This is a genomic window from Neorhizobium sp. LjRoot104 (genome assembly GCF_964253725.1).
In the GTDB taxonomy this organism is placed as follows: domain Bacteria; phylum Pseudomonadota; class Alphaproteobacteria; order Rhizobiales; family Rhizobiaceae; genus Neorhizobium.
This window is the reverse complement of the sequence record NZ_CAXURS020000001.1, coordinates 4,024,779-4,048,232: the sequence shown is the minus strand read 5'-3', so window position 1 is coordinate 4,048,232 and position 23,454 is coordinate 4,024,779. Positions and strand designations below refer to the sequence as shown.

Genomic DNA, 23,454 nt, shown 5'->3' with positions numbered 1-23,454 from the left:
ACATGATCCTCTTTCCTGCAATCGACCTGAAGGACGGCCAGTGCGTGCGCCTCAAGCTCGGCGACATGGACCAGGCCACCGTCTACAATCCCGACCCGGCAGCCCAGGCCAAGGCCTTCGAGGACCAGGGCTTCGAATGGCTGCACGTGGTTGATCTCAACGGCGCCTTCGCGGGTGAAAGCGTCAACGGCGCTGCCGTCGATGCGATCCTCAAGGCCACGAAGAACCCGGTACAGCTCGGCGGCGGTATCCGCACGCTCGACCATATCGAAAACTGGCTTGCGCGCGGGCTGGCCCGCGTCATACTCGGCACGGTCGCGGTGCGCGATCCGGCTCTGGTCATCGAGGCCTGCAGGCAGTTTCCCGGCAAGGTCGCGGTCGGCATCGACGCCAAGGGCGGCAAGGTTGCGGTCGAAGGCTGGGCGGAAGCGTCCGAGCTTGGCGTGATCGAACTCGCGAAGAAATTCGAAGGTGCCGGCGTTTCGGCGATCATCTATACCGACATCGACCGCGACGGCATCCTGGCCGGCATCAACTGGGCATCGACGCTGGAACTCGCCAATGCCGTCTCCATCCCGGTCATCGCTTCGGGCGGGCTCGCCTCGCTGGATGACATCCGGCGGATGCTCGAGCCGGACGCCGCCCGGCTCGAAGGCGCGATTTCCGGCCGCGCGCTCTATGACGGCCGCATCGATCCCGGGCAAGCACTGGCCCTGATCCGCTCCACACAAGGACGTGCCGCATGACCCTCAAAGCCCGCGTCATTCCCTGCCTGGACGTCAAGGACGGCCGTGTGGTCAAGGGCGTCAACTTCGTCGATCTCATCGATGCCGGCGATCCGGTGGAGGCTGCCAGGGCCTATGACGCCGCCGGTGCCGACGAGCTCTGCTTCCTCGACATCACCGCCTCATCCGACAATCGCGAGACGATCTTCGACGTCGTCGCCCGCACGGCCGAACATTGCTTCATGCCGCTCACCGTCGGCGGCGGCGTGCGTGCCGTCGCCGACATCCGCAAGCTGCTGCTCGCCGGCGCCGACAAGGTGGCGATCAACTCGGCGGCGGTCGCCAATCCGGATTTCGTCGCGGAAGCTGCCGACAAGTTCGGCAACCAGTGCATCGTCGTGTCGATCGACGCCAAGCGGCGGCGCAGCCAGGCGGTCGGCGGCGACAATCTGAGCGCCTGGGAGATCTATACGCATGGCGGCCGCAACGCGACCGGCATCGATGCGGTCGATTTCGCCATCAGGATGGTGGAGCGGGGCGCCGGCGAACTGCTCGTCACCTCCATGGACAAGGACGGTACCAAGAGCGGCTATGATCTGGAACTGACGCGCATGATCGCCGACAGCGTCCGGGCGCCGGTCATCGCGTCGGGCGGCGTCGGCAATCTCGACGACATGGTCGCCGGCATCAAGCAGGGCCATGCGACGGCGGTGCTTGCCGCGTCGATTTTCCACTTCGGGACCTATACGGTCGGCCAGGCGAAGCATTATATGGCTGAGCACGGCATCGCCATGCGGCTCGATTGAGCCATCGGGAAGAATGTTATGAGTGAATTTTCCCTGAGCGATCTCGAAAAGATCGTCGCCGAGCGGGCCAAGGCTTCCCCGGAGGAATCCTGGACGGCGAAGCTTTTTGCCGCCGGCCAGGAAAAGGCCGCCAAGAAGCTCGGCGAGGAAGCGGTCGAAACGGTGATCGCTGCGATCAGCCAAGATCGGAACAATCTCACCGCGGAAAGCGCCGATCTCCTCTATCATCTTTTAGTCGTCTTGAATATTGCGGCGGTGCCGTTGCAGGATGTGCTCGACGAACTCCAGCGGAGGACCGGCCAGTCCGGTCTTCGAGAAAAGGCAAGCCGGCCGACATCATGAGCATCGCTTCCCAGCCCGCCGAGACGCCTGATCCCGATATCGGCCCGAACACGGAATATTACTCGCCCTATCACCGCTTTTCCGCGGAAGAATGGGCGAAATTCCGCGCAGACACACCGATGACCCTGACCGCAGACGAGGTGCAGAGGCTGCGCTCGCTGGACGACCCGATCGATCTCGACGAGGTCCGGCGCATCTATCTCTCGCTGTCGCGTCTTCTGTCGACGCATGTGGAGGCGACGCAAGGCCTCTTCCAGCAGCGCAACCGCTTCCTGAGCCTTTCGGACATCACCAAGACGCCTTTTATCATCGGCATCGCCGGATCGGTCGCAGTCGGCAAATCGACCACCGCACGTATCCTGAAGGAACTGCTCGCCCGCTGGCCGTCGAGCCCGAAAGTGGATCTCATCACCACCGATGGTTTCCTTTATCCGAACGCCGTACTGAGCCGCGAAAACCTGATGGAGCGCAAGGGTTTTCCGGAAAGCTACGACATCGGCACCATCCTGCGCTTTCTCTCGGCGATCAAGGCCGGCGAGCCGAATGTCAGGGCGCCGCGTTATTCGCATCTCACCTATGACGTGCTGCCGGACGAATATACGCTGGTCGACCGGCCGGACATCCTGATCTTCGAAGGCATCAACGTCCTCCAGTCACGGGCGCTGCCGGCCGACGGCAAGATCGTGCCGATCGTTTCCGACTTCTTCGACTTTTCGATCTATATCGATGCCGATGAAGAGCAGATCCACAACTGGTACGTCCAGCGCTTCATGAAGCTGCGCCAGACCGCGTTCCGCGATCCGACCTCCTTCTTCAAGAAATATGCGGCGATCGATGCGGACGCGGCCCGCGCCGTCGCCGAAGGGCTGTGGGAAAACATCAACCTCAAGAACCTCAGGCAGAACATCGTGCCCACCCGGCCACGGGCGGACCTCATCCTGCGCAAGGGCCGCAATCACCTGGTGGAAACGGTCGAACTGCGCAAACTGTAGGCTATCGATCGCCGGCTATTGAATCAAATCGTCATCTATTCACCCGACGAAGCGTCAGGTTGATGCGTCCGCCGTTCTTCAAGAGCGTCGAGGTGCCGGGGTAAATCCGGTCGACGCCGTGGAACGCGAGGCGCCCCTCTCCGCCGAGGACCACGACATCACCGCTCGCCAGCCGGAAAGAGCCGGTCGGATCCTTCCGGTTCACACCGCCGACCCGGAACAGGCAGCTGTTGCCGAGCGAGACGGACAGAACCGGGGCGGCGAGATCGTTCTCGTCCTTGTCCTGATGCAGGCCCATCCTGGCGTCGTCGGAATAGAAGTTGATGAGGCACGCTTCCGGCGGCTTCGGATAGTCGCCAAGCTTTTCCCAGAGATCGAGCAGGTCCTGCGGCATGGCGGGCCAGGGCTTTTTGGTGACCGGATGGAAAGGCTGGTAGCGATAGCCATGGTCCTTGTCCGTTACCCAGCCGAGCGGGCCGCAATTGGTCATCCGCACTGACATCGGTTTGCCGGTGCCCGGCATTTCCGGCGTGTAGAGCGGCGCCTCGGCCACGACCTCGCGGATCAGTTCGACCAGATGCTCCTGCGCCGGTCGGTCCAGATAGTCCGGAAAGTGCCTGATGCCGTTCGCCAGCGTCGCCACATCAATCTCCGCTGTCAGTCGCCGCTTGGCCGGCCGCGCATTTTCTTGACGTCCGAACGGCCGGACTTTTCCTTCAGCCGGCGTTCCACCGAACCCTTGGTGGGCTTGGTCTTCCTGCGCGGCGGCGGCGGTGGTTCGGCGGCCTTGAGGATCAGTTCCTTCAATCGCTCGCGAGCATCTTCCCGGTTACGTTCCTGGCTGCGGAACCGGTTCGCCTCTATCATCAGAACGCCATCTTTCGACACCCGTTTTCCGGCGAGTTTGATGGCGTTTTCCTTCACGCGCTCCGGCAGGGACGGGGTGTTGACGATGTCATAAAAAAGCTGGACGGCCGTCGAGACCTTGTTGACGTTCTGGCCGCCCGGACCGCCGGCCAGCACGAACTGTTCGGTCAGCTCCCATCCGGCGATGGTGATGCGATTGTTGATGACGAGGGGATTGCTGGCCATGACCGCCTGTTTCCCACAAAGCGCGACAAAAGAAAACCATCGGCAACGAGATCGGCGAGGAGCCCTGAACGTCATTCTCGGCCTTGAGCCGAGAAACTGCTGCCGGCTACCGTATCGATACGTAGCAGATCCTCGGCGCAAGGCCGAGGATGACGCCGAGACAGGGAGCTAGGCAAAAGGAAAACCGCCGGCCAGGGTGTTATCCCGGGCCGGCGGTTTCACGTGAATCCTTCTGGATTACTCGGCGGCGGCGAGCATGACCGGAGCGGCGCTTCTCACCTTGCTATCGACGTGGTCTTCATACTGTCCGAAGTTCTGGATGAACATCGAGACGAGTTTCTTGGCATAGGCGTCGAACGCGGCGCCGTCCGCCCAGGTCGAGCGGGGATCGAGGATCGCATTGTCGACGCCTTCAACGGCGACCGGCACCGCGAAACCGAAATTCGGGTCGGTACGGAACTCGGCGTTCTTGAGGCTGCCGTCGAGGGCAGCGCTGAGGAGCGCGCGGGTCGCCTTGATCGGCATGCGGCGGCCGACGCCGTAGGCGCCACCAGTCCAGCCCGTGTTGACGAGCCAGCAATCGACCCCATGACGGGCGATCAGCTCCTTGAGCAGGTTGCCGTATTCGGCCGGGTGGCGCGGCATGAACGGGCCGCCGAAGCAGGTCGAGAACGTTGCTTCCGGCTCTGTGACGCCCTTTTCCGTGCCGGCGACCTTGGCGGTGTAGCCGGAGAGGAAGTGGTACATGGCCTGTTCCGGCGTCAGCTTGGCGATCGGCGGCATGACGCCGAAGGCATCGGCGGTCAGCATGATGATCGACTTCGGCTGCGGCGCCATGCCGGTCTTCGATGCATTCAGGATGAAATGCAAAGGATAGGCACTGCGGGTGTTCTCGGTCAGCGAATCGTCGTTGAAGTCCGGAACCCGATTCTGGTCGAGCACGACGTTTTCGATCACCGTGCCGAAACGGCGGGTGGCGGCATAGATTTCGGGTTCCGCTTCGGCCGAAAGATTGATGGCCTTGGCATAGCAGCCGCCCTCGAAATTGAAGACGCCGTTTTTGCCCCAGCCATGCTCGTCGTCACCGATCAGCGTGCGGTTCGGATCGGCCGACAGCGTGGTCTTGCCGGTGCCGGACAGGCCGAAGAACAATGCGGTATCGCCGTCCGGGCCGACATTGGCCGAGCAGTGCATCGGCATGACGCCCTCTTCCGGCAGGAAGTAGTTGAGCACGGAGAAGACCGACTTCTTGTTCTCGCCGGCATAGGACGTGCCGCCGACCAGGATGAGGCCGTTGGTGAAATCGCAGGCGATCACCGTTTCCGTGCGGCAGCCGTGGCGGGCGGGATCCGCCTTGAAGCTCGGCAGGTTGATGATCGTCAGCTTTTCTTCGAAGCTTTCGAGTGTCGAACGATCCGGACGGATCAGTAGATTACGGATGAACAGGGCGTGCCAGGCGAACTCGCTGACGACGCGGGTCGGGAGGGCGTATTCGGCATCGGCGCCGCCGACCAGATCCTGGACGAACAGCGTCTTGCCCGCCGCATGGGCGAGCATGTCCTTCTTCAGGACTTCGAAGTGCTCGGGCTTCATGGGCTTGTTGTCGGCGCCCCACCAGACCCGGTTCTCGGTACCGGCATCGCGGACGATGAACTTGTCCTTGGGGGAGCGGCCGGTGTGCTGGCCGGTGACGGCGCGCAGAGCCCCATCGATGGTCAGATCGGCTTCACCGCGACGGATCGCTTCTTCGTAAAGCTCGACCTCGGACGAATTGTAATAAACACGCGATACACCGCCGAGACCGATCGCCGCCAAACCCTTGGACGGGTTGTGAAGTCCAAACTCCTCCATGCGCGCACTCCTTCAGCTTGCCGTGGGAACTGCCCGCGAAATTAATGACAGATTCCTAAAAGGGCAATAGGCGTCCTGAAAATTCTTTAATAATATCAATTATTTAATCGATTTAAAAAATTTTATTCCTCTTTAAATCGGTTATATAACTGTTTCAATCCGCGTCCGCCCTATCTTAAGCGTCATTGCCAAAACGCACGATCGTCATCGGCCCCTTTATCTTTGCCACAATTTGTTCCACCTTTATACTCAAGAAGCGCATCGGCTGACGCCGCCTGGCTGGGGTGAATTCCAGGAGATGCGCCTAGATGATGACGGAGATGGAGAGCATGCAGACAATCGCGCTCGTAGACGACGACCGCAATATCCTGACGTCGGTTTCGATTGCACTCGAGGCGGAAGGATACAAGGTCGAAACCTATACGGATGGCGCCTCCGCGCTCGACGGGCTGATCGCCCGCCCTCCGCAGCTGGCGATCTTCGATATCAAGATGCCGCGCATGGACGGCATGGAACTGTTGCGCCGCCTGCGGCAGAAGTCGGACCTGCCGGTGATCTTCCTCACCTCCAAGGATGAAGAGATCGACGAGCTGTTCGGGCTGAAGATGGGCGCCGACGACTTCATCACCAAGCCGTTCTCGCAGCGTCTGCTGGTGGAGCGTGTCAAGGCGATCCTGCGACGCGCCGGCAGCCGTGAGGCACAGGCGGCCGGCGGTGTCGGGGCCAAGACGGCAACCGACCAGCAGACGGCCCGAACGCTCGAACGCGGCCAGCTTGCCATGGACCAGGAACGCCATACCTGCACCTGGAAAGGCGAGCCGGTGACGCTGACGGTGACCGAGTTCCTGATCCTGCATTCCCTGGCCCAGCGGCCAGGCGTCGTCAAAAGCCGCGATGCGCTGATGGACGCCGCCTATGACGAGCAGGTCTATGTGGACGACCGCACCATCGACAGCCATATCAAGCGGCTGCGCAAGAAGTTCAAGATGGTCGACAACGACTTCGATATGATCGAAACGCTTTATGGCGTGGGTTATCGATTCCGCGAGGCGGCTTGATCCTTGCGAAAGGTTAACTTGAGGCCACGGCCGGACCAGCGCTAAGCTGGCCCGGTGGAAGGACTGCAGTGGCAGATCAAACATTCGACAACGATATTGCCCGAATGGAGAAGTCCGGGACACGCCGTGCGCCGCGGCGGTTCTGGTCGCGCCCCTTCACGCTCATTCGACGGGTGTTCGGCCACGCGGTGTTTTCGAGCCTTACCCGCCGCATCCTGTTCTTCAACATCGCCGCGACGGTCGTGCTGGTCGCGGGCATTCTCTATCTCAACCAGTTCCGCGAGGGGCTGATCGACGCACGCGTCGAGAGCCTGCTGACGCAGGGCGAGATCATCGCCGGCGCGATTTCCGCCTCGGCCTCGGTCGATACCAACTCGATCACCATCGATCCCCAGAAACTTCTCGAACTGCAGGCCGGACAGAGCATCACGCCGGTGCCGAACGACGAGGACCTCGATTTCCCGATCGACCCCGAACGCATCGCCCCGGTTCTGAGGCGGCTGATTTCGCCGACCCGCACCCGTGCCCGGATTTTCGATGCGGACGCCAACCTGCTGCTCGATTCACGCCATCTCTATTCGCGCGGACAGGTGCTGCGTTTCGACCTGCCGCCGGTGGAAAACGAATCGCAGACCTGGAGCGACTGGTTCGCTGGCCTCATCAACCGCCTGCTGCAGCCGGGCAACCTGCCGGTCTACAAGGAAGCGCCAGGCGGCGACGGCTCGATCTATCCGGAGGTGATGAATGCGCTGACCGGCGTGCGGGGCGCGCTCGTGCGGGTTACCGACCGCGGTGAGCTGATCGTTTCCGTCGCCGTGCCCGTCCAGCGTTTTCGCGCCGTGCTCGGCGTGCTTCTCCTGTCGACCCAGGCCGGCGACATCGACAAGATCGTGCATGCGGAGCGGCTGGCGATCATGCGCGTCTTCGGCGTCGCGACGCTGGTCAACATCCTGCTCTCGCTGCTGCTCTCCTCGACCATCGCCAATCCGCTGCGGCGGCTGGCGGCGGCGGCGATCCGCGTGCGGCGCGGCGCCAAGCAGCGCGAGGAAATTCCGGACTTCTCCTACCGCCAGGACGAAATCGGCAATCTTTCGATCGCGCTTCGCGAGATGACCAACGCGCTCTACGACCGCATCGATGCGATCGAGAGTTTCGCGGCGGATGTCAGCCACGAACTCAAGAACCCGCTGACCTCGCTTCGCAGCGCCGTCGAGACCCTGCCGCTGGCGAAATCCGAGGAGTCGAAACAGCGCCTGACGGAAATCATCTTCCACGATGTGCGCCGCCTGGACCGGCTGATCAGCGATATTTCCGACGCTTCGCGGCTGGATGCCGAGCTTGCCCGCTCCGATTCGACGCCCGTCGACATGGAAAACCTGCTCGGAAATCTCGTTGATATTTCCCGGCAGATCCGCAGCGGCCGCAAGCCGGTGGAAATCATTCTCACGGTGGACAACAAGGCCGGCAACCGGTCGGCCTTCCTGGTCAACGGCCACGATCTCCGCCTCGGCCAGATCATCACCAACCTCATCGAGAACGCCCGATCCTTCGTGCCCGAGAAGGGCGGCCGCATCAGCATCCGGCTGTCCCACGCCAGGGACCGCGTGATCGTCACGGTGGAGGACAACGGTCCCGGCATCCAGGCAGAGGATATCAACCGCATCTTCGAACGCTTCTATACGGACCGGCCGGACGGCGAAAGTTTCGGCCAGAATTCCGGCCTCGGCCTGTCCATCAGCCGGCAGATCGCCGAGGCTCATGGCGGCTCGCTGAAGGCGGAGAACGTACACGACGCCAAGACCGGTGCGATGACCGGGGCGCGCTTCACGCTGTCGCTGCCGGGCGGCGAAGACCAATGAGCCCGGCGCCGGTCAATATCCACGCGACCGCAATCGTCATCGGCACCAGGGGCCTCCTCTTCACCGGCCCGTCCGGCAGCGGCAAATCCATGCTCGCCTTCACCTGCATCGCCGCTGCCCGGCGCCAGGGCGCTTTCGCGGCCCTGGTGGCCGACGATCAGGTGCTCGTCTCGCGCCACGGCGACCACATGCTCGCCACCCGGCCGGAGCCGATCGCCGGTCTCCTCGAACTGCGCGGCAGCGGCATCGCCCGGGTTGAAAGCCTCTCCGCCGCGGCGCTGGACCTGGCGGTCGCAATCATCTCCCTGCCCGAGGATGAAAGGCTTCCGCCGGAAAACGAACGCTTCCGGATCCCCGGTCTCGGCGACCTTCCCCTCGTGCGGATATGGCGCGGCGCACCGGACCCTTTGGGCATCCTGGCGGCATTGGCGTCCGATTTTCACGGCGAAATGCCGTTTTGATCATCCTGAAGCCCGATTTTTTGACTTGAACTTCGAGTCTACTTGGAGAAGATGGCATCCCACCGCTGGACCGCCTTATTGCAATGCGATATTGGCGCCGAGTTTCCATAGCAGGGGGCAGTTTTCATGATCGGACTAGTGCTTGTCACCCATGGCAAGCTGGCTGAGGAATTTCGTCATGCGGTGGAGCATGTCGTCGGGCCTCAGAAATTCATCGAAACCGTATCGATCGGTCCCGAGGACGACATGGATCAGCGGCGGCAGGATATCGTCAATGCCGTCACCAATGCCGATGAAGGCCATGGCGTCATCATTCTGACCGACATGTTCGGCGGCACGCCCTCCAATCTTTCCATCTCCGTCATGGAAAGCGGCCGGATCGAAGTCATTGCCGGCATGAATCTTCCGATGCTGATCAAGCTTGCCGGTGTGCGCAGCGACAACAACATGGAAAAAGCGCTTGCCGAAGCCTCCGAAGCCGGTCGCAAATACATCAATGTCGCAAGCCGCGTCCTCAGCGGCAAATGAGAACCCAGACCGGATGTCATTGCCCCCTCCCCGTGAATTCCTGATCGTCAACAAGCGCGGACTGCATGCGCGCGCCTCCGCCAAGTTCGTGCAGATGGTGGAAAGCTTCGATGCGCGGATAACCGTTTCCAGGGACGGGACAACCGTCGGCGGCACTTCGATCATGGGCCTGATGATGCTCGCCGCCAGCACCGGCTGCACGATCGAAGTCTCGGCCGAGGGCCGCCAGGCCGAGGAAGCGCTGAACGCGCTGGAAGAACTGGTCGCCAACAAGTTCGGCGAAGAAGCCTGACGCGTCCGCGACTTAGCCTTCCGCTGACATAAACATATAAAGACTTCTTTATATCCCGTTGCCAGCCTGCAGGAAGCCTGCTAAACCGCTGGCCAGTTTCCGCTTGCCCAAAGCGGGTCTTGCCACCTCCGGCGGTACCCCCGCGGGAGAGGGCACCACCGAACATGGAGAGCTTTATGAGCACTGAGAAGGATTATGTCGTCGCGGATATCAATCTTGCCGCCTACGGCCGCAAGGAGCTCGACATCGCAGAAACCGAAATGCCGGGCCTGATGTCGTGCCGCGAAGAATTCGGCACGACGAAGCCGCTGAAGGGCGCCCGTATCTCGGGTTCGCTCCACATGACCATCCAGACGGCCGTTCTGATCGAGACCCTGCGGGAACTCGGCGCGGAAGTCCGTTGGGCGTCCTGCAACATCTTCTCGACCCAGGACCATGCTGCCGCGGCAATCGCCGCCGCCGGCATCCCGGTCTTCGCCGTCAAGGGCGAATCGCTGACCGAGTACTGGGACTATACCGACAAGATCTTCCAGTGGGCCGATGGCGGCCTCTCCAACATGATCCTCGATGACGGCGGCGACGCCACCATGTACATCCTGCTCGGCGCCCGTGCCGAAGCCGGCGAAGACGTTCTTTCGAACCCGACATCGGAAGAAGAAGAAATCCTCATCGCGCAGATCAAGAAGCGCCTCAAGGCATCGCCCGGCTGGTTCACCAAGCAGCGCGACGCGATCAAGGGCGTGACCGAAGAAACCACGACGGGCGTGCATCGTCTGTACGAACTGTCCAAGAAGGGCCTGCTGCCCTTCCCGGCGATCAACGTCAACGACTCGGTCACCAAGTCGAAGTTCGACAACAAGTACGGCTGCAAGGAATCGCTGGTCGACGGCATCCGCCGCGGCACCGACGTGATGATGGCCGGCAAGGTCGCCGTCGTCTGCGGTTACGGCGACGTGGGCAAGGGTTCGGCCGCTTCGCTCGCCGGCGCCGGCGCCCGCGTCAAGGTCACCGAAGTCGATCCGATCTGCGCGCTTCAGGCCGCCATGGACGGTTTCGAAGTCGTCGTCCTCGAGGACGTGGTCTCGTCCGCCGACATCTTCATCACCACGACCGGCAACAAGGACGTCATCCGCATCGACCATATGCGGGCGATGAAGGACATGGCGATCGTCGGCAATATCGGCCACTTCGACAACGAGATCCAGGTCGCGGCGCTCAAGAACCTCAAGTGGACCAACGTCAAGCCGCAGGTCGACATGATCGAGTTCCCGAAGGGCAACCGCATCATCCTTCTGTCGGAAGGCCGCCTGCTCAACCTCGGCAATGCCACCGGCCACCCGTCCTTCGTGATGTCGGCTTCGTTCACGAACCAGACGCTGGCCCAGATCGAGCTCTTCACCAAGCAGGGCGAGTACAAGAACGACGTCTACATCCTGCCGAAGCACCTCGACGAAAAGGTCGCCCGCCTGCATCTCGCCAAGCTCGGCGTGAAGCTGACGGAACTCTCCGACGAGCAGGCAGCCTATATCGGTGTCTCGCAGACGGGTCCGTTCAAGGCCGAACACTACCGCTATTAATCAATAGCCGGTTAATCCACAAGATATGGTAGCCGCAGCCTTGACAAAGGCTGCGGCTTCTTTTTTGGGCGCCGCCCTTCCCGGCGATTCCCTAAGCAAGTATTGTTTTAGAACTTGATTCGCGCCTTCCCTGGAGCGTGATGCCGAAAGCCGCCAGCGGGTTTCGGACATCGTCGCGCTCTCACCATGTGATTGGGAGCCGTCCGGCTACGGGCAAGGCATGATGTGGTATGTCTTGTCGATGAGCGGCAATTGGACGGAGACAGACCGGATATGTCGGTAAAAAAAATGAGCTCGTCAGAACGGGCCGATCCCCTTTGCGGCGGAGCGGACGCTCCGACTTTGCGTCCCGTGTCCGGGTTTCCGGAAGGGAACGTGATGGTTGCAAGGCTTCGCCGTCTGGCGCTGTTCGGCAGTGCTTTCCTCTCGGGTACCGCCCTTTCCGGGCTGGCGACCGCGGCGCTTGCGCAGCAGTCCGGCAATGCGGCCGTGCGCCTGTTTTCCTCCACGGAAGTCATCGTTTCGTCGCTGGTGATGGGCGCGCTCGGCGCCGCCCTGTTTTCCGCCATCTGGCTGGTGCGCCAGCGCGGCAATATGGAAGCCGAATCCCAGGAAATGCGCAGCGCCCTTTCCGACGCGCAGCAGAAGATTTCCAAGTTCGAAGCGCTGATCGCCGACAAGAACCGGCGGATCGTCGTGTGGGAAAGCGGTTCCTCGAAGCCGGAATTCCTCGGCCAGCTGCCGGCGGAAACCGGGGCGCCGCAGCAGGACCGCGAATTTCTCGCATTCGGCCGCTGGATGCGCGGCACGTCGGCCAGCGAACTCGAAAAATCGATCGAGCTGCTGCGGGTCGAAGCCCGTTCCTTCGACATGGTCGTCGAGACCAATCGTGACGAGATCCTGGAAGTGCAGGGCCGGGTTTCGGGCGGCAAGGCTTTTGTGCGCTTCATCGCGCTCAACAACCTGCGGGCCGAACTTGCCGAGCTCAAGATCGAGCGCGAGCGGCTTACCAACTCAATCATGATGTTCCATTCGCTGCTCGACGCCATCGAACACCCGGTCTGGCGACGCGATTCGCAGGGCAAGCTCACCTGGGTGAACCACGCCTATGGCGATGCCGTGGAGGCTCCGACGCCGGCGCAGGCCCTCGAGGACGGCCGCGAATTCCTGGGCTCGATCGCACGCGAGAAGATCAGGTCGGCGGCAACCTCCACCTCGCCTTTCCACGACCGGATATCCACGGTCGTGCATGGAAACAGGACAATGTTCGACGTCGTCGACGTCGTCGCACCCGGCGGTTCGGCAGGCCTGGCGGTCGATGTTTCCGAGGCGGAAGCGGTGCGCGAGGAACTGAAGCGGACGCTGAAGAGCCACGCCGAAACGCTCGACCACCTGGCAACACCTGTCGCCATCTTCGACGGCGAACGCCGGCTGCAGTTCTACAACCAGGCTTTCGTGCAGCTCTGGGGTTTCACTCTGCCCTTCCTGGATTCCAGGCCGGACAACAGCGAGCTGCTCGACAAGCTGCGCAGCGAAGGCAAGTTGCCGGAGCAGCTCAGCTGGCGGAGCTGGAAGGACGCGGCCCTGTCCGTCTATCAATCTCCCACCACCCAGACCGACCTCTGGCACCTGCCGAACGGCCAGACGCTGCGGGTGATCGCCACCGCGCATCCGCAGGGCGGCGCCACCTGGGTGTTCGAAAACCTCACCGAGCAGGTGGATCTGGAAACCCGCTACAACACGCTGGTCCAGGTTCAGGGCGAAACCATCGATCATCTGTCCGAAGGCGTCGCCGTCTTCGGGCCGGATGGGCGTATCCGCCTGTCCAACCCCGCCTTCCGGGCGCTCTGGGGCATCACAGCCGAAGAATCGAAGCCCGGCACCCATATCAAGGCGATCGAGACGGCCTGCGCGCCGTCCTACGACAAGCCGGACGGCTGGCGCCGCTTTGGCCAGATGCTGACCAATTTCGATGACGAGCGCCCCTCGCTGCAGGGAACGTTCGAACTCTATTCCGGCCTGATCCTCGACTACGCGGTGACGCCGCTGCCGAACGCCCAGACGATGCTGACCTTCGTCGACATGACGGCGAGCGCCAGGGCGGAACGGGCGCTCAAGGAGAAGAACGAAGCGCTGCAGAAGGCCGACGAGCTCAAGAACGATTTCGTCCAGCACGTTTCCTACGAACTGCGCTCGCCGCTGACCAATATCATCGGCTTCACCGACCTCCTGAAGACGCCGGGCATCGGCCCGTTGAACGAGCGGCAGTCGGAATATATCGACCATATCTCGACGTCCTCTTCGGTTCTGCTGACGATCGTCAACGACATCCTCGATCTGGCGACCGTCGATGCCGGCATCATGCAGCTCAACTATTCCGAAATGGCGATCGACGACCTGCTCGACGACGTGGCGATGCAGATCGCCGACCGCCTGCACGAAAACGGCGTGACGCTGGCGATCACCGCACCAGCCGGTCTCGGCACCATCGTCGCCGACCAGCAGCGGCTGAAGCAGATCCTCATCAAGCTGCTCACCAACGCCACGAACTTTGCACCGGACGGCTCCGCCATCACGCTCAACTGCTGGCGCACCCATAGCGACGTGTTCTTCTCGGTCACCGACAAGGGGCCGGGCATTCCGGAAGACGTCCTGAAGACCGTGTTCGACCGCTTCTCGGCCAATGCCAAGGGCGGCAAGCGCTCCGGCGCGGGCCTTGGCCTTTCGATCGTCGAGAGTTTCGTGACGCTGCATCACGGCGATGTGGCGATCGACAGCAAGCCCGGCCAGGGAACCACGGTTACGTGCCGCATTCCGAGCGGCACGACGGCGCGGTCCGTCGCCGCCGAATGAGTGGTGAGGCAGCTCTTACCCTGACACTTGCCGACGAGGCCGAAACGATCCGCCTCGGCGAAGACCTGGCATTGGCGCTGAACAAGGGTGACTGGATCGCCCTTTCCGGCGATCTCGGCGCCGGCAAATCGACCTTCGCCCGGGCTTTTTTGCGCGCGCTTGCGGATGATGGCGAGCTCGAGGTGCCGAGCCCGACCTTCACGCTGGTGCAGAGCTACGAGCTGCGCATTCCGGTCTCGCATTTCGATCTCTACCGGCTTGGGGATTCGTCGGAACTGGACGAACTGGGTTTCGACGAGGCGCTCTCCAACGGCATCTGCCTGGTGGAATGGCCGGAAATCGCGGACGACCTGCTGCCGCAGGCCCGCATCCAGCTCAGGCTCGAACAGAGCGGCAGCGGCCGGACAGCGACGATCACGGCGCCTGAAGCCCAGATGCACCGCATCCGCCGCGTGCTGGCGATCCGCGAATTTCTCGACAGGCATGGCTATGCTGGCGCCCGGCGGCGGTTCCTGACCGGCGACGCCTCGACCCGAGCCTACGAGAGCGTAACCATCGCCAACGGTGAAACGCTGATCCTGATGGACTGGCCGCGCCCGGCGGAAGGGCCGCCGGTCCTCGACGGAAAACCCTATCCCAAGGTCGCCCATCTCGCCGAGGATCCCTATCCCTTCGTGGCGATCGACGAATATCTGCGCGAACTGGGTCTGGCGGCACCGGAAGTGCTGCATGTGGATTATGACCAGGGCATCCTGCTGATCGAGAACCTTGGCGAGGAGGGCGCCGTCGATGAGGACGGTAAGCCCATCGAAGAACGCTACCGGGAAAGCATCGTCTGCCTCGCCTTCCTGCACAGCCACGGGATGCGCCAGGACCTGCCGGTCGGCGACGGCCATATCCACCACATCCCCGATTTCGACCCGACCGCGATGAAGATGGAAGCCCGGCTGCTGATCGACTGGCACCTGCCGTGGAAACGCGGCACGCCGGCGACGGTTGAGGAAAGGCAGGAATACCTGGCGATCTGGGACGACCTGATCCGCGAGCTCGACGGCGTCGAGAAGAACCTGCTGCTGCGCGATTTCCATTCGCCCAACATCATCTGGCGGCCGCATGAATCCGGCGTGCGGCGCGTTGGCCTGATCGACTTCCAGGATTCGATGATCGGCCCGACCGCCTATGACCTCGCCTCGATCGTCCAGGACGCGCGGGTGGACATTCCCAAAGCCCTCGCCGACCAGCTGATGCTGGATTACGTGACGCTTCGCCGCGCGCTCGGGGCCTTCGACGAGCCGACATTCCTGAAAGCCTGGGCGATCATGGCGGCGCAGCGCAACTGCAAGCTTGCCGGCCTCTGGGTGCGGCTCTTGCAGCGGGACGGCAAGCCGGGCTATCTGAAGCACATGCCGCGGACGCTCCGCCATCTCGCGACGGCGATGAGCCACGATGTGCTCAGCCCCTTGCGCGATTGGTGCCGTCGGGCTGGAATAGAGCTGCCCGAATCATAAATACGGTTTCCGATGACCACTAAACCAGCCGCCATCAAGCAGGCGATGGTGCTTGCCGCAGGGCTCGGCACCCGCATGCGGCCGATCACCAACACGATGCCGAAGCCGCTGGTGCCGGTCGCCGGCAAGCCGATGATCGATTACGTGCTGGATTCGCTCAGAGAAGCCGGTGTCGAGCGCGCCGTCGTCAACGTGCACCACTTCGCCGACCAGATGGAAGCGCATCTTGCAGCCTACAAGGGCCTCGAAATCCTCGTTTCCGACGAGCGTGACGCGCTGATGAACAATGGCGGCGGCATCGTGAAGGGGCTGAAGCTTCTCGACCGCGGCACTGTCTTCGTCATGAACGCCGACCTCTTCTGGATCGGCGAGACGCCCGGCAAGCCCACCAACCTGCAGCACCTGGCGAACTTCTTCGATCCGGAGCGCATGGACATGGCGATGCTCTGCGTCGATATCGACAACACGACGGGACATAACGGGGTCAACGATTTCGGCATGGATGCAGGTGGCCGCCTGAGGCGATACCGCGACGATCCGTCCAACCCGGTCGTCTACGCCGGCGCCTTCGCGATGAGCCCTTCCTTTCTCGATGACGCGCCGTCCGACGCCTTCAACATCAACACCTATTTCGACAAGGCGATCGCCCGCGGCCGTCTCTACGGCACGATGCTTACCGGCCACTGGATCACCGTCGGCACGCCAGAGGCGCTGCCGGAAGCCGAAGCGGTGATCGCGCGCTATCCGGTGGAGGCATGACCACGCCCCCCGGCCGGAAGCGGGTCTTCTCTATCCCCGCCGGAGCGCCGTTCCTCAAGACCGTGGCCGCCGCCCTCTGCGACGGCCGGCTCGACGAGACATTCCGCTACGATCCGGCCGATCCGCTTTCACTCGCCGACGTGACCATCTACGTGCCGACGCGGCGCTCCGCACGCGTGCTGCGCTCGGAATTCGTCGATCTGCTCGGCGGCCGTTCGGCGATCCTGCCGGTCATCCGCCCGCTTGGCGAAACGGATGACGACAGCGGTTATTTCGATCTCGTGGCGCCGGAGGAGATGGACCTGGCGCTGCCGATCGGCGGTACCGCGCGGCTGCTCGAACTCGGCCGGCTGATCCTCGCCTGGCGCAACCAGCTGCCGAAGATCGTGCTCGACGTGCATTCGGAATCGCCGCTCGTCGCGCCCGCCAGCCCGGCGGATGCCATCTGGCTCGCCCGCGCCCTGGCGGAACTCATCGATGCGGTCGAAACCGAAGAGCGCGATTGGGCCGATCTCAAGAAGCTCGATACCGGCGAACATGCGCTCTGGTGGCAGCTGACCGCCGAGTTCCTGTCGATCGCCAGCGCCTTCTGGCCGGTCCGGCTCGAAGAACTGCGCCGTTCCTCGCCGGCAAAACACCAGGCGGCGATCCTGCGAGGCGAGGCGAGGCGAATTGCATCCCGTGATCACAAGGGTCCGGTGATCGTTGCGGGTTCGACGGGATCCGTGCCGGCCGCCGCCGACCTGATCGCGGCGATCTCCGGCCTGCCGAACGGCACCGTCATCTTGCCGGGACTCGATCTTTCGATGCCGGCGGACCAGTGGGCGATGATCGGCGAAGAGGCTTTCGACGGCCGGCCCGAGCCCGCCAGCCGGAGCCATTCGCAATTCGGCCTGTCGCGGCTGCTCAAAAAGCTCGGCGTCACGCGGGACGACGTGGACGTGCTGGGTGAAGTTCCCGACGATCTCGCCTTCCGTGCCGAAGCACTCTCCCAGGCGCTGGTACCTGCCAGGGCGACCGACCGCTGGAGCACCTGGCGGGACAGCACCGATCCCGGCCAGCTTGCCAAGGCCTTTGCGGATGTCTCGCTGATCGAGACCTCGAACGAGCGCGAAGAGGCGGTCGCGATCGCCATCGCGCTCCGTCTGACGCTGGAACAACCGGGCAAGGACGGCGGCGAGGCTCAGGCGGCATTGATCACGCCCGATCGCGCGCTTGCCCGCCGGGTCACCGCCGAGCTTTCCCGTTTCGGCCTTCTCGCCGACGATTCCGCCGGTTCGCCCTTGTCCGGCACGCCACAGGGCACGTTGACCCAGCTCCTCCTCGAAGCGACGCTTCGGCCCGGCGATCCGGTGGCGATCGTCGCGCTGATCAAACATCCGCTCCTGCGCCTCGGCCTGCCGGCGGCGGACCTGCGTTCCGCCGTCGAAGCACTCGAAATCCTGGCGCTGCGCGGCGGTCTCGGCGACATGGACATTTCGGCGCTGGAGCCGCTGCTGGAGATCCAGCTTGCCGCGCAGCTCGAAGACCGGCATGCGCCGCACTGGCGGCTGGCGCTGCCACCGGATGCTGCGGACAGGGCGCGCGATCTCGCCCGGAGACTGGAGAAGGCCGTCGAGCCGCTCGCTTCCGCCCTTGTCCGCCGCCGGCCGGACGGACGCGGCCTTACCGCGAAGCTTCCGCTGTCCGATTGGGCCGAACGCACGGGTCGCGCCCTCGAAGCGCTCTGCGTGGACGAACGGGGAGACCTCGCCGCGCTCTGGTCCGGGGAAGCCGGCGAACGGCTGGCGGGATTGCTGTCCGAAGTCATGGAGACCGACGGGCAGATGGAGGCGGACGGTCCGCAGTGGATCGACATCGTCATGGCGCTGACGACCGGCGAAGCGGTCAAGCCCCGCTCGCTCAGCCATCCGCGCGTCTTCATCTTCGGCACGCTGGAAGCCCGGTTGCAGAGGGTCGATACGATGATCCTCGGCGGGCTCAATGAAGGTTCCTGGCCGGGCCAGACGGTCAACAACCCGTTCCTGTCCCGCACGATGAAGACCGACATGGGGCTGGAGCCGCCGGAGCGCCGGATCGGCCAGCTTGCCCACGATTTCGAGATGGCCTGCGGCACGCGGCATCTGATCCTGTCGCGCTCGATGCGGCAGGGATCGACGCCGACGGTCGCCTCGCGCTGGCTGCAAAGGCTGCTGGCGCTGGGCGGAAAGCAGTTCGCCGACGAGCTCAAGGCGCGCGGCAACCAGTATCGCGATTGGGCGTCGATGATCGATGCCGGCGAAAACCAGCCGGTCGCCAAACGCCCGGCGCCGAAACCGCCGGCGGATCTGCAGCCGAAAAAATATTCCTTCAGCGAGGTGGGTCGCCTGCGCCGCGACCCCTATTCCATCTATGCCCGCCGCATCCTGAAGCTCGATCCGCTCGACCCGTTCAACCGCGATCCGGGCGCATCGGAACGCGGCACGCTCTATCACGCGATCGTCGACCGCTATACGCGCGAAGGGCACAAGCCCGGCACTCCCGCGGCAAGGGAGGCGATGCGGCGGATCGCCGAGGAGCTGTTCGACGCGGAACAGCTGCCAACCCATATCGACCGTGTCTGGCGGCCGCGATTTGCGGAGGTTGCGCGCGCCTTCCTGGACTGGGAGGCCGAACGCGCACCGGATATCCGCCAGACGATGACGGAGGTCGGCGCGGGCTGGGAGGTCGAGCCGGCCGGCATTCGCGTCACCGGCATTGCCGACCGGATCGACATCAAGGGTTCGGGCCTTGCCGACCTCGTCGACTACAAGACCGGCCTCAGCCCTTCGGTATCCCAGGCGCGGGCGCTGCTCGATCCGCAGCTCGGCCTCGAGGCGGCGGCTCTCAGGGCTGGGGCGTTCAGGGGCGCAGGCCCGCTGACACCCGACAAGCTGCTCTATGTCCGGCTGCGGCCCGGCGACCGGTTCCGGGAAGACAAGGTCAACAACGAGGGTTCGAGCGCGACGGCCAAACGCCAGCCGAAATCGGCGATCGATCTGGCGGACGAAGCGCTCGAACAGCTGACCCGGTTCGTGATCACCCTGCGCAATGGGCAAGCCGGCTTCGCATCGCGGCTCGTGCCGATGGCGCAGACGGATTTCGGCGGCGAATACGATCACCTCGCCCGCGTGGCCGAATGGTCGACGGCCGATGACGAGGAGGCGGAAGTCGATGAGTGACCTGGCCCCCGAAGGCGACGATCCGATCCACTGGATCGACTGGACGACCGTGCAGCAGTCGCTTGCCTCCGATCCCATAAGTTCCGCCTGGGTTTCGGCCAATGCCGGCTCCGGCAAGACGCATGTGCTGACCCAGCGGGTCATCCGGCTGCTGCTCGCCGGCTGCAGGCCGTCGTCCATTCTATGCCTCACCTATACAAAGGCGGCGGCATCGGAAATGTCGAACCGCGTCTTCCAGCGGCTTTCGGAATGGACCGTGCTGTCCGATGACGAGTTGCGCAAGCGGATCGCCGGCATCGAGGGAGCCGAGCCGGGCCAGCTGAAGATCGCCGAAGCGAGGCGGCTGTTCGCCAAGGCGCTGGAAACGCCGGGCGGGCTGAAGATCCAGACCATCCACGCCTTTTGCGAAGCGCTGCTGCACCAGTTTCCGCTCGAAGCGAATGTTGCCGGACATTTTTCGGTGCTCGACGACCGCGCCGCCTCCGCCCTGCTTGCCGACGCACGCCGTTCGCTGCTGACGGCGACGTCTGCGGAGGAAGACCCGGTGCTCGCCGAGGCCTTCGCGCATGTGCTGGATCTCGGCGATGAGTTCGGGCTCGAAACGCTGCTCGGCGATATCATCGCCAACCGTACCGCCATCCGCCGCTTCATAGCCCATGCGGAACGCCACGGCGGCATTGGCGTCGAGCTAAAACGAGCCCTCGGGCTCGGGCCCGCCGACACGGAGGACAGTATCGCTGCCGGCTACTGGCCCCTGCCCGGCCTCTCCGGCCTGACGCTCGATCTCTATCTGGCGTTGGCCGACCAGAAGGGCGGCCAGAAGGTCTTGGACGTGGCCTATGGTCTGCGCGTGGTCGCCAAGGAGCCGGATGTCCTGAAGCGCGCTCAATATCTCGACCAGATTTTCCTCACCCGCGAGGGCAAGCCCAAAGCCGACAGTTCGCTGGTCGCCAAGGCGATGACAACGACCGCGCCGGAACTGGCCGACGCGATCGCCGCCGCCCGCGCCCATGTCGTGGCCTGCCGCGACCGGCTGCGGCTCATTCGGATGTTCCTCGCCACCAAGGCGGCGCTGACGCTGGCACAGCGGCTCAACGACGACTACGAGGACCTGAAAAAGCAGCGCAGCCTGCTCGATTTCGAAGACCTGATCGCCCGTACCGCCGATCTTCTCACCCGCGACGGTGTCGGAGCCTGGGTGCATTACAAGCTGGACCAGGGCATAGACCACATCCTCGTCGACGAGGCGCAGGATACCAGCCCGATCCAGTGGACCGTGATCAAGTCGCTGGCCGAGGATTTCTATTCCGGTGCCAGCGCCCGCGAGACCCGGCGCACCATCTTTGCGGTCGGCGATGAAAAACAGTCGATCTATTCCTTCCAGGGAGCACGCCCGGAGCGGTTTGCCGAGGAAAGAAGCGAGACGGAAAAGCGGGTGCGGGCCAGCGGCCAGGCCTTCCATCCGGTGCGGCTCCCCCTCTCCTTCCGCTCCACGGCCGATGTGCTGGCCGCCGTCGACCAGGTGTTTTCGCTGGAGGAGAATTTTCGCGGCTTGAGCGCGCTCGGCGAGCCGGTGCAGCACCGCTCCAACCGGATCGGTCATCCCGGAGCCGTCGATCTCTGGGACGTCGTGGTGCCGGAAGTCTCGGAGCAGGAGGAGGACTGGACCGCGCCGTTCGATTCGACGCCCGATAAAGCGCCGTCCGCCATTCTCGCCGGCCGGATCGCCAACCGGATCGAGGAGATGATCGGCAAGGAAACGATCATCGAAAAGGGTATCGAACGGCCGATCGAGGCCGGCGATATCCTCGTTCTGGTGCGAAAGCGTGACGCTTTCGTCAACGCGCTGACCCGGGCGCTGAAACGCCGGGACAACATTCCGGTCGCCGGTGCCGACCGGCTGCGGCTGACGAGCCATATCGCCGTGCAGGATCTTCTGGCGCTCGGCCGCTTCCTGCTGTTGCCGCAGGACGATCTTTCGCTGGCGGCACTGCTGAAAAGCCCGCTCTTCAATCTCTCGGAGGAGGACGTCTTCGAAGTCGGGGCTTTGCGGGCCGAGAACACCAGTGCCTGGGCGCAGCTCAACCGTTTGAGCGAGGAACAGCCGCTCCGGTTCCGCGATGCGGCCGACCGGCTTCAGCATCTGCTTGCCCTTTCCCGCCAGCTCAGCCCGCATGACCTGTTTGCCCGGATTCTCGGGGCGCAGGGCGGACGGCGAAAATTCCTTGGCCGGCTCGGCACCGAGGCGGGCGACATCCTCGACGAGTTCCTGACCTTTGCGCTCGACCACGAGACCAGCGGATTGCCCGGCCTGCAGGCCTTCATCTCGACGCTGGAGATCGAAGCGCCGGAGGTGAAACGCGAGCAGGATGGTGGCCGCAACGAGGTGCGGATCATGACCGTGCACGCCTCCAAGGGGCTCGAAGCGCCGGTGGTGTTCCTCGTCGATAGCGGCTCGAAGGCGTTCATCTCCTCGCATGTCCCGAAATTCCGGCTGCTGCGGATCGGCGGCGAGGATGTGCCGGCCTGGGTGCCGGGCCAGATGCTGTCGAATGCGACGACGAGGGCCGACGACGACCGGATCAGGACCTCGACCGAGGAGGAATATCGCCGGCTGCTTTATGTCGGCATGACGCGGGCCGCCGACCGGTTGATCGTCTGCGGTTATCGCGGCAAGATCGACAATCCGGATACCTGGCAGTCGATGATTTCCAGGGCGCTTGCCGCCGACGAGCATCATTGCAGCCCGGCGGAATTTCAAGGGGCGGATGGCGAATGGGGCGGTTTCAGGTGGCGGCTTCCGGCCGCCCCCGGCCAGGCGCCGAAAGCCGCGCAGAAGGAGACGGCACCGGCTGACAGGCAAGCGCTGCCGCAAGCCCTCTCCCGCCCTCTGCCGGCGCAGAAAATCCTGCCGCGACCGCTCAGCCCCTCCGGGGCCGGAACGATGATCGATGACGATGCGGACGATCTGATCATCACCTCGCCGCTGTTTGCAGACCAGACGCAAGGGGCGGGTCTGGCGCTGCAGAAGGGCAAGCTGGTCCACCGCATGCTGCAGATGCTGACGGATTTTCCAGACGCTGAACGGGCCGCCGCCGCACGGCGATATGCGGATCGCGCGGCACGTTTCTGGCCGGCGGCGGAGCGTGAAAAGCTGGTCGCCAGCGTCATGTCGGTGCTTTCGCATGCCGAACTTGGGCCGATCTTTTCCGGGCGAAGCCAGTCGGAAGTGTCGATCATGGGCACCCTGGTGCTGGAGGGACGCGACTACGCCATTTCCGGCCGCATCGACCGGCTGGTGGTGACCGAGGACCGGGTGTTCATCCTCGACTACAAGACCAATCGCGTCACGCCGAAAACTTCGCAGGAGGTGCCGCTCTCGCACCGCGCCCAGCTCGCCATCTATCGCGAGATCCTGAAGCCGCTTTATCCGGCGAAGGATTTCGAATGCGTGCTGGTCTACACCGAGTCGGCGCAGGTGATTTCGCTGCCACTGGGCCTGCTGTCACGTTCGCTTGCAGAACTCAAAACAAAGTGAGATAGCGACCATT

At 63.6% G+C, this 23,454-nt stretch carries 18 protein-coding genes; 15 read left to right on the top strand and 3 right to left on the bottom strand.

Annotation, left to right across the window (positions count from 1 at the left end; all coding sequences use genetic code 11):
• Positions 1–2: 2 nt before the first annotated feature.
• From hisA to coaA, 4 genes are read left to right on the top strand one after another with little or no spacing between them, the layout of a single operon-like run.
• Positions 3–746: a 1-(5-phosphoribosyl)-5-[(5-phosphoribosylamino)methylideneamino]imidazole-4-carboxamide isomerase gene (hisA, locus tag ACSQ8R_RS19800; protein ID WP_436254937.1), complete on the top strand. Its 744-nt coding sequence runs from the start codon at positions 3–5 to the stop codon at positions 744–746.
• Positions 743–1,531, top strand: coding sequence for an imidazole glycerol phosphate synthase subunit HisF (gene hisF, locus ACSQ8R_RS19795; protein ID WP_436254936.1), 789 nt, complete (start codon positions 743–745; stop codon positions 1,529–1,531). Before hisA ends, hisF begins: the two co-directional genes overlap by 4 nt.
• 18 nt (positions 1,532–1,549) lie before the next feature.
• Positions 1,550–1,873 carry a phosphoribosyl-ATP diphosphatase gene (locus tag ACSQ8R_RS19790; protein WP_436254935.1) on the top strand — a complete coding sequence of 108 codons (324 nt, stop codon included), beginning with the start codon at positions 1,550–1,552 and terminating at the stop codon, positions 1,871–1,873.
• A complete protein-coding gene (gene coaA, locus ACSQ8R_RS19785) occupies positions 1,870–2,865 on the top strand; it encodes a type I pantothenate kinase (protein WP_436254934.1) in 996 nt (331 codons plus the stop codon). Before ACSQ8R_RS19790 ends, coaA begins: the two co-directional genes overlap by 4 nt.
• A gap of 31 nt (positions 2,866–2,896) precedes the next feature.
• On the opposite strand, the gene ACSQ8R_RS19780 is transcribed toward coaA, so the two are convergent.
• From ACSQ8R_RS19780 to ACSQ8R_RS19770, 3 genes are all read right to left on the bottom strand, one after another.
• The gene (locus ACSQ8R_RS19780) at positions 2,897–3,508 is read right to left on the bottom strand and encodes an alpha-ketoglutarate-dependent dioxygenase AlkB (protein ID WP_436254933.1); all 612 of its coding nucleotides are present in this window, start codon (positions 3,506–3,508) and stop codon (positions 2,897–2,899) included.
• 14 nt (positions 3,509–3,522) lie between these two features.
• Positions 3,523–3,957, bottom strand: a complete 435-nt coding sequence (gene arfB, locus ACSQ8R_RS19775; protein ID WP_436254932.1) for an alternative ribosome rescue aminoacyl-tRNA hydrolase ArfB — start codon at positions 3,955–3,957, stop codon at positions 3,523–3,525.
• Between the two features lie 237 nt (positions 3,958–4,194).
• Positions 4,195–5,808, bottom strand: coding sequence for a phosphoenolpyruvate carboxykinase (locus tag ACSQ8R_RS19770; RefSeq protein ID WP_436254931.1), 1,614 nt, complete (start codon positions 5,806–5,808; stop codon positions 4,195–4,197).
• A 329-nt stretch (positions 5,809–6,137) separates the two neighbouring features.
• Here ACSQ8R_RS19770 and chvI point away from each other — a divergent pair, with 329 nt between their 5' ends.
• The 11 genes from chvI to addA all read left to right on the top strand — a co-directional run bounded on the left by chvI (position 6,138) and on the right by addA (position 23,441).
• Complete coding sequence (chvI, locus tag ACSQ8R_RS19765) at positions 6,138–6,866, top strand: two-component system response regulator ChvI (RefSeq protein WP_436255528.1); 729 nt, start codon at positions 6,138–6,140, stop codon at positions 6,864–6,866.
• A gap of 104 nt (positions 6,867–6,970) precedes the next feature.
• Positions 6,971–8,725 carry a stimulus-sensing domain-containing protein gene (locus ACSQ8R_RS19760; protein WP_436255527.1) on the top strand — a complete coding sequence of 585 codons (1,755 nt, stop codon included), beginning with the start codon at positions 6,971–6,973 and terminating at the stop codon, positions 8,723–8,725.
• The gene (locus ACSQ8R_RS19755) at positions 8,722–9,186 is read left to right on the top strand and encodes an HPr kinase/phosphorylase (protein ID WP_436254930.1); all 465 of its coding nucleotides are present in this window, start codon (positions 8,722–8,724) and stop codon (positions 9,184–9,186) included. Before ACSQ8R_RS19760 ends, ACSQ8R_RS19755 begins: the two co-directional genes overlap by 4 nt.
• A 126-nt stretch (positions 9,187–9,312) precedes the next feature.
• On the top strand, positions 9,313–9,714 hold the full coding sequence (locus tag ACSQ8R_RS19750) for a PTS sugar transporter subunit IIA (protein WP_345930348.1): 402 nt from the start codon (positions 9,313–9,315) through the stop codon (positions 9,712–9,714).
• Between the two features lie 13 nt (positions 9,715–9,727).
• Positions 9,728–10,006: an HPr family phosphocarrier protein gene (locus tag ACSQ8R_RS19745; RefSeq protein WP_436254929.1), complete on the top strand. Its 279-nt coding sequence runs from the start codon at positions 9,728–9,730 to the stop codon at positions 10,004–10,006.
• Between the two features lie 176 nt (positions 10,007–10,182).
• A complete protein-coding gene (gene ahcY, locus ACSQ8R_RS19740) occupies positions 10,183–11,583 on the top strand; it encodes an adenosylhomocysteinase (RefSeq protein WP_436254928.1) in 1,401 nt (466 codons plus the stop codon).
• A 378-nt stretch (positions 11,584–11,961) separates the two neighbouring features.
• Complete coding sequence (locus ACSQ8R_RS19735) at positions 11,962–14,436, top strand: ATP-binding protein (RefSeq protein WP_436255526.1); 2,475 nt, start codon at positions 11,962–11,964, stop codon at positions 14,434–14,436.
• On the top strand, positions 14,433–15,944 hold the full coding sequence (gene tsaE / locus ACSQ8R_RS19730) for a tRNA (adenosine(37)-N6)-threonylcarbamoyltransferase complex ATPase subunit type 1 TsaE (RefSeq protein WP_436254927.1): 1,512 nt from the start codon (positions 14,433–14,435) through the stop codon (positions 15,942–15,944). Before ACSQ8R_RS19735 ends, tsaE begins: the two co-directional genes overlap by 4 nt.
• Positions 15,945–15,956: 12 nt before the next feature.
• Positions 15,957–16,703, top strand: coding sequence for a nucleotidyltransferase family protein (locus tag ACSQ8R_RS19725; protein ID WP_436254926.1), 747 nt, complete (start codon positions 15,957–15,959; stop codon positions 16,701–16,703).
• A complete protein-coding gene (addB, locus tag ACSQ8R_RS19720) occupies positions 16,700–19,903 on the top strand; it encodes a double-strand break repair protein AddB (protein WP_436254925.1) in 3,204 nt (1,067 codons plus the stop codon). The genes ACSQ8R_RS19725 and addB overlap by 4 nt, the downstream gene beginning before the upstream one ends.
• Positions 19,896–23,441 carry a double-strand break repair helicase AddA gene (gene addA / locus ACSQ8R_RS19715; protein WP_436254924.1) on the top strand — a complete coding sequence of 1,182 codons (3,546 nt, stop codon included), beginning with the start codon at positions 19,896–19,898 and terminating at the stop codon, positions 23,439–23,441. The genes addB and addA overlap by 8 nt, the downstream gene beginning before the upstream one ends.
• Positions 23,442–23,454 lie beyond the last annotated feature (13 nt).